General features: G+C 71.0%; 12 protein-coding genes and 1 tRNA gene. 12 read left to right on the plus strand and 1 reads right to left on the minus strand.

Going from position 1 to position 12,246, the window contains the following annotated elements; all coding sequences use genetic code 11:
• Window positions 1-10: 10 nt before the first annotated feature.
• From IEY98_RS30970 to der, 8 genes are all read left to right on the plus strand, one after another.
• Window positions 11-802, plus strand: a complete 792-nt coding sequence (locus tag IEY98_RS30970) for a PaaX family transcriptional regulator (RefSeq protein WP_189214241.1) — start codon at window positions 11-13, stop codon at window positions 800-802.
• The gene (locus IEY98_RS30975; protein ID WP_189214242.1) at window positions 799-1,620 is read left to right on the plus strand and encodes a tryptophan 2,3-dioxygenase; all 822 of its coding nucleotides are present in this window, start codon (window positions 799-801) and stop codon (window positions 1,618-1,620) included. The genes IEY98_RS30970 and IEY98_RS30975 overlap by 4 nt, the downstream gene beginning before the upstream one ends.
• Window positions 1,617-2,771: a kynureninase/PvdN C-terminal domain-containing protein gene (locus IEY98_RS30980; RefSeq protein WP_189214243.1), complete on the plus strand. Its 1,155-nt coding sequence runs from the start codon at window positions 1,617-1,619 to the stop codon at window positions 2,769-2,771. Before IEY98_RS30975 ends, IEY98_RS30980 begins: the two co-directional genes overlap by 4 nt.
• Window positions 2,772-2,851: 80 nt before the next feature.
• Window positions 2,852-3,301, plus strand: a complete 450-nt coding sequence (locus IEY98_RS30985; protein WP_189214244.1) for an SRPBCC family protein — start codon at window positions 2,852-2,854, stop codon at window positions 3,299-3,301.
• Entirely contained in the window at window positions 3,298-3,642 is a 345-nt protein-coding gene (locus IEY98_RS30990) for an ArsR/SmtB family transcription factor (protein ID WP_189214245.1), read from the plus strand. The genes IEY98_RS30985 and IEY98_RS30990 overlap by 4 nt, the downstream gene beginning before the upstream one ends.
• Window positions 3,643-3,799: 157 nt before the next feature.
• Window positions 3,800-4,489 carry a (d)CMP kinase gene (cmk, locus tag IEY98_RS30995; RefSeq protein ID WP_229787809.1) on the plus strand — a complete coding sequence of 230 codons (690 nt, stop codon included), beginning with the start codon at window positions 3,800-3,802 and terminating at the stop codon, window positions 4,487-4,489.
• Window positions 4,486-5,142 (plus strand): lysophospholipid acyltransferase family protein, encoded by a 657-nt coding sequence (locus IEY98_RS31000; RefSeq protein WP_189214247.1) that lies wholly within the window; start codon window positions 4,486-4,488, stop codon window positions 5,140-5,142. Before cmk ends, IEY98_RS31000 begins: the two co-directional genes overlap by 4 nt.
• Entirely contained in the window at window positions 5,139-6,548 is a 1,410-nt protein-coding gene (gene der, locus IEY98_RS31005; RefSeq protein WP_189214248.1) for a ribosome biogenesis GTPase Der, read from the plus strand. The genes IEY98_RS31000 and der overlap by 4 nt, the downstream gene beginning before the upstream one ends.
• On the opposite strand, the gene IEY98_RS31010 is transcribed toward der, so the two are convergent.
• Window positions 6,545-7,333 carry an alpha/beta fold hydrolase gene (locus IEY98_RS31010; RefSeq protein WP_189214249.1) on the minus strand — a complete coding sequence of 263 codons (789 nt, stop codon included), beginning with the start codon at window positions 7,331-7,333 and terminating at the stop codon, window positions 6,545-6,547. The genes der and IEY98_RS31010 overlap by 4 nt on opposite strands.
• Before the next feature lie 67 nt (window positions 7,334-7,400).
• Between IEY98_RS31010 and IEY98_RS31015 the strand changes: the two genes are divergently transcribed.
• From IEY98_RS31015 to IEY98_RS31030, 4 genes are all read left to right on the plus strand, one after another.
• Window positions 7,401-8,066 carry a response regulator gene (locus tag IEY98_RS31015; RefSeq protein WP_189214250.1) on the plus strand — a complete coding sequence of 222 codons (666 nt, stop codon included), beginning with the start codon at window positions 7,401-7,403 and terminating at the stop codon, window positions 8,064-8,066.
• Window positions 8,063-9,223, plus strand: coding sequence for a sensor histidine kinase (locus IEY98_RS31020; protein ID WP_189214251.1), 1,161 nt, complete (start codon window positions 8,063-8,065; stop codon window positions 9,221-9,223). Before IEY98_RS31015 ends, IEY98_RS31020 begins: the two co-directional genes overlap by 4 nt.
• 147 nt (window positions 9,224-9,370) lie before the next feature.
• Window positions 9,371-9,444: transfer RNA gene (locus tag IEY98_RS31025), tRNA-Pro, on the plus strand.
• A gap of 909 nt (window positions 9,445-10,353) precedes the next feature.
• Window positions 10,354-12,054 carry a P-loop NTPase fold protein gene (locus IEY98_RS31030; RefSeq protein ID WP_189214252.1) on the plus strand — a complete coding sequence of 567 codons (1,701 nt, stop codon included), beginning with the start codon at window positions 10,354-10,356 and terminating at the stop codon, window positions 12,052-12,054.
• Window positions 12,055-12,246 lie beyond the last annotated feature (192 nt).

Genomic DNA, 12,246 nt, shown 5'->3' on the forward strand with positions numbered 1-12,246 from the left:
ACTGCGACCCGTGTCCGACAGCGCTCCCCAGGACCTCGTCCTGACCATCCTCGGGGCGCACCTGCGGCCACGCGAGTCGGCCGCGGTGTGGTCCGGCGGGCTGGTGACCCTGCTCGGCGGCTTCGGCTACACGGCAGGGGCCAGCCGCGTCGCCCTCAACCGGCTGGTCGGCGGCGGACTGCTCGCGCGGGCCAGGGAGGGCAGGCTCGTGCACTACACGCTCACCCAGCGCGCGGTCGACGTCCTCGCCGAGGGCGACGAGCGCATCTTCGGCCTCGGCGCGGAGCGCCCCGGCCCGGTGGCCTGGACCGTGCTGTGGCACAGCATCCCCGAGGAGCGCCGCGACGCGCGGTCGCGGCTGGTGCGCAGGCTGCGCTTCCTCGGCTTCGGCCAGGTCCAGGACGGGGCCTGGCTCGCCGCGCACGACCGCGCCGCGCAGGTCACCCGGCTGTGCGCCGACCTCGGGGTGGAGCGCCACGCGGGCGTGCTGGTCGGCGCGCCGGTCCCCGGCTTCGCCGACTTCGCCCGCCGGGTGTGGGACCTCGACGCCCTGGCCGCCCGCTACCGCGCGTTCGTCACCGACTTCGCCGACATCCGCGCCGACTCCGACGCCGCGGCGTTCCACCTGCGGGTCCGGCTGGTGCACGCGTTCCGGCAGTTCGCGCTGCTGGACCCGGAACTGCCCGCCGACATCGTCGCGCCACCCCCCGACCGGGCCGCGGCCGTGCGGCTCTTCCATGACCGGTATCCCGCGCTGGAGGCCCCGGCGCGGCGGCACTTCGACGGAGTGATGACGCCGTGACGGATCAACCAGCGACCGACCAAGCAGCGACCGACCGTTCGGCCGCTCTCACCTACACCTCCTACCTGGCGCTCGACGAGGTCCTCGGCGCCCAGCGCCCCCGCTCCGACGAGCACGACGAGCCGCTGTTCATCGTCGTGCACCAGGTCTACGAGCTGTGGTTCAAGCAGATCCTGCACGAGCTGGCCCACCTGCAGGAGCGCCTGGCGGCGGGCGACACCGCGCACGCCGTGCGCACGCTGCGCCGCGTCCTGACGATCCTCAAGGTCGTCGTCGCCCAGATCGACGTGCTGGAGACGATGACCCCGCGCCAGTTCACCAGCTTCCGTGCCCGGCTGGACTCATCGAGCGGCTTCCAGTCGGCGCAGTTCCGCGAGCTGGAGGCCGTGCTCGGCCGCCGCGACCGCCGCGCGTTCGCCCACTACCCCGACGGCGGCGCCCAGCGCGCGTCGATCGAGGCCGCGATGAGCAGGCCGTCGCTGATGGACTCCTTCGTCGCCTACCTGGTCAAGCACGGCTACACCGTCCCCGACGCCGTCGTCTCGCGCGACGTGCGCGAGCCGTGGGCGGAGTGCCCCGAGTTCCAGCAGGTCCTGCTGCAGGTCTACACCGACGACGCCGGTCCCTCCACTGTGGCCGAACATCTCGTCGACCTCGACGAGGGCATGCAGGAGTGGCGCTACCGGCACGTCAAGATGGTCGAGCGGACCATCGGCGACAAGATGGGCTCGGGCGGCTCGGCGGGCGCGAAGTACCTGCGCGGCACCCTGTTCCAGCCGGTGTTCCCGGACCTGTGGGCCGTCCGGAGCGTGCTGTGAGCCTCGCCGAGCACTACACCCGCTTCCAGGTCTCCTCCCGGCTGCTGCTGACCGGCCACTCCCACCAGGCGTGGCCCGACGTGGCCAGGGACGCCCAGCTCGCCGCGTTCGACGCCGCGGCGTCCCTTGTGGACGGCAAGTGGGGCGAGGCGTTCGCCAAGGCCGACCGCGTGCGCGAGCACTTCCGCACGCTGCTGTCCGACCCCGGCGGCGACATCGCCCTGGGGCAGAACACCCACGAGCTGGTGATCCGCTTCCTGTCCGCGCTGGATCTGCGCGCGCGTCCGCGCCTGGTCACCACCGACGGCGAGTTCCACACGCTGCGCAGGCAGCTGTCCCGGCTCGCCGAGGCCGGGCTGGAGGTCGTGCGCGTGCCCGCCGCGCCCGCCGACACGCTCGCCGCCCGGCTGGCGTCCGAAGTGGACGACCGGACCGCCGCGGTCATGGTCTCCTCGGTGCTGTTCGAGACCGCGCGGATCGTCCCCGACCTCGGCGAGCTGATGGCAGTCTCGGCCAAGGTCGGCGCGGAGCTGCTGGTCGACGCCTATCACGCGCTCGGCGTGGTGCCGTTCCCGCTGGACAGGCAGGGCCTGGCCGACGCCTGGATCGTCGGCGGCGGCTACAAGTACCTGCAGCTGGGGGAGGGCAACTGCTTCCTGCGCCTGCCCGCCCACGCCCAGTCCCTCCGTCCCGTCCTGACCGGCTGGTTCGCCGAGTTCGACACCCTCGCCGCCGAGCGCGACCCGTCCCACGTCGACTACGCCCCCGGCGCCCACCGCTTCGCGGGCTCGACCTACGACCCCACCAGCCACTACCGCGCCGCCAGGGTCGCGGACTTCTTCGCCGAGCAGGGCCTCACCGACGCCGTGCTCCGCGAGATCTCCCTGCGCCAGACCACCCTGCTCGCGACCGAGTTCGACGCGCTCGACCTGCCGCCGGAGGTGATCACCCGCGACCGTGACCTGCCCCGCACGTCCTACGGCGGCTTCCTCGCCCTGCGCTCACCCAGGGCCGCCGAGTTGCAGAGCGCTCTGCGCGAGCGCGGCGTCCTCACCGACAACCGCGGCGAGCACCTGCGCTTCGGCCCCGCGCCGTACCTGACCGACGACCAGCTCCGCTCGGCGATGGCGGTGCTGAAGGAGGTCTGCTAGAACTCGCAACCAACGGTTGCGCATGCCAGCGCCGGTCGAGTACCGTCGTTCGCAACCAAAGGTTGCAAATGGAGGTTCCCATGGAATACGGCACGATCGAGCGGGAGATCCACGTCGACGCCTCGCCGGAGGTGGTCTTCGAGGTCGTCAGCCGCCCCGAGCACATCGCGCAGTGGTGGTCCGACGCCGCGGACTTCGACCCGACCCCGGGCGCGGTCGGCGAGCTCGTCTGGGGCGAGCGGGCGCAGGTCGCCCCGATCACCGTGGTCGACGCCCAGCCGCCCCGGCTGTTCTCGTTCCGCTGGTGCTACCCCGGCGACGACGTCAAGGCCGACACCGCGCTGCTGATCACCTTCGAGCTGACCCCGTCCGACGAGGGCACCACGGTCCGGATGACCGAGACGGGGTTCCGCGAGATGGGCTGGACGGAGGCCAAGCTGCTGGAGACCTACAACGACCACTGCTCGGGCTGGGACACCTTCATCCCCCGGCTCGCCGACTACATCGGGGGGCTGGTGTCGGCCCGGTGACCGCCGCCGTCGACGACGACCTGTGGTCGGCGGTGGGGGACCCGACCCGTCGGCGGATGCTCGACCTGCTCCTCGCCGACGGCGGCGGCACGGCCACCAGCCTCAGCGAGCGCCTGCCCGTGACCCGGCAGGCCGTCGCGAAGCACCTGGGCGTGCTCGACCGGGTGGGCCTGGTGCACGCCGCGCCCGCCGGTCGGGAGCGGCGCTACCGGGTCGACGAGGAGCAGCTCGCGCGCGCGGTCGCGCAGCTGTCCTCGGTCGGCGCGGCGTGGGACGCCCGCCTCCGCCGCATCAAGCTGATCGCCGAGGCCGTCCAGCGCGAGCGGGCCGACCAGGCCTGACGCGACCGGCGCGCCGCCCCCCTACCCGAGCGTGCGGTCCCCGGTCATGGCCCAACCGGGGACCGCCCGGGGCGACCAGGCAGAATGTGGCGTCACGTGCGCACGGTTCGGGGAGGCAACAGCGGTGGGTCAGGGTGAGCTGCGCGGAGTCGTCGCGATGGACGGCCCCTCCGGCACCGGGAAGTCCACCGTGGCGAAGCGGCTGGCCGACAGGCTCGGCGCCGCCTACCTCGACACCGGGGCCATGTACCGGGCCGTCACGCTCGCCGTGCTGCGCGCGGGCGTCGACCCGGCCGACGGCGCCGCCGTCCTGCGCGTCGCCGAGAACACCGAGCTGGTCATCGGGGCCGAGGTGGGCGCCGGGGTGCGGCTGTCCGGCGAGGACGTCTCCGCCGAGATCCGCGGGCCCGAGGTGACCCTCGCGGTGTCCGCGGTCTCCGCCGTGCCCAAGGTGCGCGAGCGGCTCGTGGCGATGCAGCGGCGGATGATCAGCGAGGCCAAGGCCGTGCGCGGCGGCATCGTCGTCGAGGGGCGCGACATCGGCACCGTCGTGTCCCCCGACGCCGCGCTCAAGGTGTTCCTCACCGCCAGCGCCGACGCCCGCGCCGCGCGCCGGGCCAGGCAGGACAGCGCCGCGGGCCGCGAGGTGAGCGTCGACGCCACGCTCGCCGACGTCGAGCGCCGCGACCGGCTGGACTCCAGCCGCGCCGTCTCGCCCCTGCGCCCGGCCGCCGACGCCGTCGAGGTCGACACCACCGACCTGGACATCGACGGCGTGCTGGCCCGGCTGATCGAGCTGGTGGAGGAGCGTGGGCTGCGGGCCACCGCGGAGGCCAACGGCCGATGACCGGACTGGGGTCCCGGGCGCCCGACCTGCCCGAGGGCGCGGTGCCCCGGCTGGCCGACACGGCCCGCTGGATCGGCACCTGGCTGCACCGGCCTGCCTTCCGCGTGCGGGTCAGCGGCCGGGAGCGCGTGCCGCGCACGGGCCCGGTCGTGCTCGTGGCCAACCACAGCTCGCTGCTGGAGCCGCAGCTCATCTACGGAATGCTGCCGCGCCGCTCGGTGTTCCTGGTCAAGGAGGAGTTGTTCCGCGGCGTCGCGGGGCGGCTGCTGCGCGGGATCGGCCAGCTGCCGATCCGCCGGGGCGAGGCCGACCGGGCGCCGCTGATGGCGGCGGTGCGGGTGCTGCGCGGCGGCGGGCTGGTCGGGGTGTTCCCCGAGGGCACCCGGGGCACGGGCGACGTCGCCGCGGCCGAGCAGGGCGCGGCATGGCTGGTGCGCACGTCCGGCGCCGTCGTGCTGCCGGTCGCCACCCGGGGAACGCGCAGGCCCGAGGGGTCGCGCAGGCGGTTCCGGCCGGTTGTCGACATGCTGGTCGGCGAACCGTTCGCGCTGGAGGTCGGGCGCGGCCGCACGGGCCTGGAAGAGGCCACCGAACAGATCCGGGTCCGCTTGGCGGGCCTGGTGCACGAACTAGACGAGAAGCGACGGGCATGACCGAACTGGATGGCACGTGGTCCGACGAGTCCGAATGGACCGCGGTCGCGGATATCGATGACGCCGATGGCGGGGACGCCGAGCCGCCGCAGCCGGTGCTGGCCATCGTCGGGCGGCCCAACGTGGGCAAGTCCACGCTGGTCAACCGGATCCTGGGCCGCCGGGAGGCGGTCGTGCAGGACGTCCCCGGGGTGACCAGGGACCGGGTGGCCTACGACGCGCAGTGGAGCGGGCGCAGGTTCACCGTGCTCGACACCGGCGGCTGGGAGCCCAAGGCCGAGGGCATGGCCGCCGCGGTCGCCGCGCAGGCCGAGTACGCGATGCGGCACGCCGACGCCGTGCTGGTCGTGGTCGACGCGACCGTGGGCGCCACGGCGACCGACGAGGCCGTCGCCCGCGTGCTGCGCCGCTCCAAGCGGCCCGTGCTGCTCGTGGCGAACAAGGTCGACGACGAGCGCCTGCTCGCCGACACCGCGTCGCTGTGGTCGCTGGGCCTGGGCGAGCCGTACCCGGTGAGCGCGCTGCACGGCCGCAACTCCGGCGACCTGCTCGACGCGATCCTGGCCGTGCTGCCGGAGACCCCGCGCGAGACCTACAGCGCCACCGTGGGCGGCCCGCGCCGGGTCGCGCTGGTCGGCAGGCCCAACGTGGGCAAGTCGAGCCTGCTCAACCGGCTGACCGGCGAGGACCGCGCCGTCGTCGACGCCGTCGCGGGCACCACCGTCGACCCGGTGGACTCCCTGGTGGAGCTCGACGACCAGGTGTGGCGGTTCGTCGACACCGCGGGCCTGCGCAAGCGCGTCAACTTCGCCAGCGGCGCGGAGTACTACGCCTCGCTGCGCACCAAGGGCGCGATCGAGTCCGCCGAGGTGGCGATCGTGCTGCTGGACGCCAGCGAGCCCATCTCCGAGCAGGACCTGCGGGTGCTGACGATGGTCGTCGAGGCGGGACGCGCGTGCGTGCTCGCGCTCAACAAGTGGGACCTCGTCGACGAGGACCGGCGCAACGAGCTGGAGCGGGAGCTGGAGCGCGGCCTGGTGCGGGTCACCTGGGCCGAGCGGGTCAACGTGTCCGCGCTGACCGGCCGCGCCGTGCGCAAGCTCGCCCCCGCCCTGCGCACCGCGCTGGACTCCTGGGACCAGCGCATCCCGACCGGGCGGCTCAACGGCTGGCTCAACGACCTGGTGGCCGCCACCCCGCCGCCGGTGCGCGGCGGCAAGCAGCCCAAGATCCTCTTCGCCACCCAGGCCAGCACCCGCCCGCCGACGTTCGTGCTGTTCACGACCGGGTTCCTGGAGGCGGGCTACCGCCGCTTCGTGGAGCGCAGGCTGCGCGAGGAGTTCGGCTTCGCGGGCAGCCCCATCCGGATCTCGGTGCGGGTGCGGGAGAAGAAGCAGCGCCGCTAGCGGGCGTGCTCGCGCAGCAGCTTGGCGGTCAGCTCCGGGCGCTCCCACCAGAACAGGTGGCCCACGTCCGGCATGACCTCCAGGCGCGCGCCGGGGATCGCGCCCGCGACGTGGGCGGCGTTGGCGAAGGTGACGACCTCGTCGGCGGTGCCGTGCACGACCAGCGTCGGGACGTCGATCCCGGCGAGGTCGGCCACGGCGTCGTGCCGGAGCGCGGCCTGCTGCTGCATCATGATCACCTGCCCCGGCACCCGCTCGGCCAGCGCGGCGTCGGCGAACCGGGCGAACCAGGACTCGTCCACGCGCAGCGCGGGGGAGAGGTTGACCTCGTAGCTCGCGCGCATCGTCTCCCGGACGTCGCCGGTGGCACGGGCCCTGGCGATGCGGCTCAGCCCCGGGCTGCCCAGGGTGCCGCCCTTGCCCGCGTACGTGCACCCGAGCGTCAGCGTGCGCACCCTCTCCGGGTGCCGGATGGCCACCTGCTGGGCGACCATCCCGCCGAGGCTGACGCCGAACACGTTGGCGTCGGCCCAGCCGAGCGCGGTCATCAGCGCGGCGGCGTCGTCGGCGAGGTCGGTGATCTCGTACGGCGGCTCCGCCCGGCTGCTGTCGCCGATGCCGCGGTGGTTGAACGCGACGACGTCGAAGTCGCGCTCCAGATCGGACAGCAACGCCTCGCCCCACATCAGGTGGTGGCCCGCCATGCCCTGGATGAGCAGGAGCGGCAGACCCTCGCCGCGGCGCACGTAATGCAGTGAGCGGTCACCCAGATCGGCGATGGGCACGGCGGTTTCTCCTGTCGTCGGACGGGGTCAAGGTTAGGCTCAGAACCCCGGACGGGGGAGGACAGACGTGGCCGCTGACACACCTATCCGCGTCGTCCTCGCCGACGACGAGCCGCTGCTGCGGCACGGCCTGCGCGTGCTGCTGACCGCGGGCGGACGGGTCGAGGTTGTCGCCGAGGCGGGCGACGGAGCCGAGGCGATCGCCGCCGTCCGGCTGCACCGGCCGGACGTGCTGCTGCTGGACGTGCAGATGCCCAGGATGGACGGCCTGACCGCGCTGCGCGAACTCGCCGACGTGCCCGTCGCCACCGCCATCCTGACCACTTTCGACCTCGACGACTACGTGGCCCGCGCGCTGGACCTGGGCGCGGCGGGCTTCCTGCTCAAGGATGCCGAGCCCGACGTGCTCGTCCGCGCCGTCGTCGACCTCGCCGCGGGCGGCGCGGTGCTCGACCCCAGGATCACCGCGCGCCTGCTGCCCCGACTCCGCGGCGCCGGGCTGTCCCTGCGCCGCGCCCAGGCGATCGACGCGCTGAGCGCGCGCGAGCGGCAGGTGCTGGAGCAGTTGGCCGACGGCCGGGCGAACGCGGCCATCGCCGAGACGCTGGGGCTGACGGAGGCGACGGTGAAGAGCTACGTGTCGCAGGTGCTGACCAAACTGGGCGTCCACAATCGCGTCCAGGCCGCGCTCCTGCTGCACGGCGTGGACGTGCTGGCCGAGGACCGGTTATGACCCGGTGGGCGCGGCTGTGCAGGCCGGGACCGGTCGGGAGGCGCGTCGGCCTCGAGGTCCTCGCGGTGGGACTCCCGCTGCTGGCCGTGCTGATGTCGTACCCGCCGAGCCCGTGGGCGCTGCCGGTGGCGATCGCCGCCTGCCTGGCGCTGCCGCTGCGCCTGAGGTGGCCGTGGCTGGCGTTCGCGCTGTGCCTGCCCGCCCTCTACGGCGGTCTCGGCTGGCCGCCCGCACTGGTGGCGCTGTTCCGCGTCGGCATGTGCGCGCCCACGGTCCGGCTGGTGGTCGCCGCCGTGGCTGCCGTCTTCCTGACGGTGCAGGTGGCGAACCAGTTCGGCATGGACGAGGTGCTGGCCAACCAGATCATGAGCGCGCTGTTCTCCGTGGTCGTCCCCGCAGGCCCGGCCGCCCTCGGCGTCCTGGTCCGCCTGCGCGCCGAACTCAGCGCCACCCTCGCCGAACGCGACCAGGCCCGCCGCGCGGAGCTGCATGCCCGCCTGGACAGCGCCAGGGCCGACGAACGCGCCCGCATAACCCGCGAGATCCACGACGCCGTCGGCCACAACACCACCCTGATCGCCGTCCAGGCGGCAGCCCTCTCGGCCACCACCACCGACCCCACGGCCCGGGAGACCGCCGACCACCTCCGCAGGCTCGCCAAGCAGTCCCTGGCGGAAATGCGCGCCGCCCTGGGCCTGACCGGCACGGACACCCCCCAGGGCCTGCCCGAGCTCCCAGCCCTGATCGCCCAAGCCCAAGCCGCGGGCGTGGACGTCGAGTTCACCCCCGTCGCCGCCACCCCCAGCCCACTGATCAGCCGAGCCCTGTACCGGGTCGTCCAGGAGGCCCTCACCAACGCGGTCAAACACGCCCCCGGCGCCCCCATCACGGTCACCCTGACCCGGGACGCCGCCCACATCGTCGCCACCGTGGTCAACGGAGCCCCCACCCGACCCCCGGCCGACCTGACTCCCGGCGGCACCGGCCTGGAGGGCCTGACCGAACGCGTCCGCACCGCAGGCGGCACCCTGACCACCACAAACCTCCCCGACGGCGGCTTCTCCCTCCGAGCCGCCCTCCCCGCCCACGATCCGTCGAAAGTAGCCCCAACACCCCCGACTTCCGGCGGTAGCCACCCCCTCCCCACTCGGCAATAGTCCGACATGCTCCCGTGGGCAAGTCGGGGACCACCGGAGCACATCGGGGGTGGTGAGGGACCTGTCGCCGGGGGACAGGCCCCTCACCCCACCCCGGTGCGACCCCCCACAACCCCCATGCGCTAGTCTTCGCTCCGCAAGACAGACCGGGCTGTGGCGCAGCTTGGTAGCGCACTTGACTGGGGGTCAAGGGGTCGCAGGTTCAAATCCTGTCAGCCCGACGGTCTGAAGAACGCCCGCTGATCCGGTGGAAACACCAGGTCGGCGGGCGTTTTGATCTTTCGGAAATGATCTTTAGTTGATCGTCGTTTGTGGACGGAAAGATCATTGTACCGGCGGGTAAGGAGCGAAACAGGAGAAGTACGCTCCAAAACTCCTGTTGATCTCGTTATGGGGTCGTCGTTGATCTTCCCGATCGGGTGAACTTCGCCAACTGCTTTCAAAGGGCCGCATCTGCCCTGGTCAGACCCATAGTGAATCTGATTTGGGTCGGTTGATGCGCGGTGAGGATGGTTCGTCGCGGGCGGCGATGGTTGCTGCCGGGTGCCCTGCGCTTCCCCCGGTTTCGGGTTGGTTCGCGTCGTCGATACCAGCCCCGGTGCCGTGGCCATCGGCAGCGGACCATTCGTCTTTGACCTCACACTGCCAGTTGGGGCCCCCTAGCGTCCTGACCAGGCAAAACGGAGAACACGCACGTCGCAGGACGTCGAACGAGACCGTCGGCTGCGGTTCACCGCAGTTGAACCCGGTTCAGCAAGCGCGCGTGCTCCAGATTTGCTCCACCCACCCCAGTGTGAACCGGACATGGGCTCATTGTCACGTGCGCAGGTTCGAGCCCTGGGGAGGAGTACCAAAGGATGGGAACAGGGCTGACCAGGGAATCTGCACCGGAAGCTTAGTAGTGGAGGCGCGATTCGCGCTGTGACATCGCGGACGGGCGTGTCGTGGGGCGGCGTGACTAGGTTCTCGGGCTGCCCGACCGGGACCAGTCGTTGCCGGAGGACTGGTTCATCATTCCGCGAACATCCGTACGTGCCGAGTTCCGGACGGTTCGGGAGCAGTTCATCCCGTGCATCGTGTAGCAGTGCGGAGGTCGCCGGCGATCCTCGTGGTGAGACTCAGGGGGATGGATGCGGATCAGTCTTATCGCCGACCAGGCTGTCGGTGAAGCCGACCAGCGCACTGCGGATGGCCTCGGGTTCGAGACGTACGCCCAGGTGCTGGCCGACGCCGCGACAGACACCCGCGGACCGTTCACGATCGGCGTGTTCGGGGAGTGGGGCACTGGCAAAACCAGCCTTATGCGCCTGATCGAACGCAGGCTGTCCGACAACGACGAAGTCGTGACTGTGTGGTTCAACGCGTGGCGGTACGAGCAGGAGGAACACCCGATCGTCCCGCTCGTGGGGACCATCGTCCAAGCGCTCGAACAACACCAGACGCTGGGCAGAAAAATCAACGAGTCGAGGCAGGCGCTCATCCGCTCGCTGCGCGCCATCGCGTACGGCTTCTCGGCCAAGTCCAAGGTGTCGGTCCCGGGATTCGCCGAGTTCGAGGCATCCCTCGTGGCCAAGGACATGATCGACCGGAAGGCCAAGCTCACGCCGGACCCCTTGCTCGACCGCAGCCTCTACTACGGCGCCTTCAACAGCCTCGACGAGCTGAAACTCCGCAAGGACGTCAAGATCGTCATTCTGATCGACGACCTCGACCGCTGCTTCCCCGACCAAGCCATACGCCTGCTGGAGAGCATCAAGCTGGTCCTAGCACAACCCGGCTTCATCTTCGTACTGGGCGTCGCACGCAAGGTGGTGGAGGGCTACCTTCAGCACCGGTACTCCACCGACTACGGGATCAAAGACTTCAAGGGCGAGCTCTACCTCGACAAAATCGTCCAGCTGCCCTTCCACATCCCACGGTCGACCGCCCGCATGAACGACTTCTGCAGAACCCTCCTCGCCGACCAACCGCCCGAACTCGTCACTGAACTGGAGCCGGTCCTGCCCACCGCCGCCGAAGCACTCGGCGGCAACCCCCGCGCGGTCATCAGGTTTCTTAACAACATTCTGGTCGACTTCGCCATCAGCACCAGCTCCCCTGGCGAAAGCCCGACCATTCCCATCCGCTTCTTCGCCATATCACGGTGCCTGGAACACCGCTGGCCCGAGGTCTTCGACGCACTCACCATTTCAGACAGACTGGCGGAGGACGTCGCCGAATGGGCACCAGCCGACTACACGGCCAAAGCGCGCAGCACCGGCGATGAGGCGCTGGTAGCCACCCGAATGCTCTCCGACCGCGCCCTACAACGACTCCTCACCGGCGAACAGGGCCGAGACTGGCTGGTTAACGGCCCCCTCCGGCATGCCAGCGTCGGCTTCCTTGTTGACCAACAACGCTTCTCCCACCTCGACACCGCCGAAGTGCGAGCCCGCTACGACGCCTTCGTCTCCTTTCCCAACGAAGACCGCCCCGTCGTCCTCGAACTAGTTGACGCACTCACCAAAGCCGGAATCAGTGTCTTCTTCGACGGCCACATCCCGCCAGGAGCAAAGTGGGCCCACGTCCTCAGTGAGAGCCTCAACGCCGCCAGAACTCTGATCTTCTGCATCGGCCGCTCCACCAACACGTCCACAGGGCAACAACAAGAACTACTGAATGTAGTCAATCACACCGGTATTCCCATTATCCCAGTCATCCTGCCCGGCGCTGACTCCACCACCGACGTGCCGACCTCACTCCGTGACCGACAATGGCTCGACCTGCAAACCGGAGTCACAAACGAAATTGTCTCTCGTCTCGTCTCGTCACTGCGCAGACAACGGAGCTAACACGAGCCATCTATGCCAGTGAAGTCCGCTATCGTCCGTGATACGACGAACATCCGCTCTTGCCGCGATCCGCGCATCCCGTGCGCGCGCATGCCGTTTACCGTGCGGTCGAACGCAGCGGCACAGGCGCTGGAGGAGGGCTGGCGCGATGGCGATTGGGTGAAGTGTCGTAGGAGCGCTGGGGCACTTGGC

Origin of the sequence: Actinokineospora fastidiosa (genome assembly GCF_014648415.1) — a bacterium.
GTDB lineage: Bacteria > Actinomycetota > Actinomycetes > Mycobacteriales > Pseudonocardiaceae > Actinokineospora > Actinokineospora fastidiosa.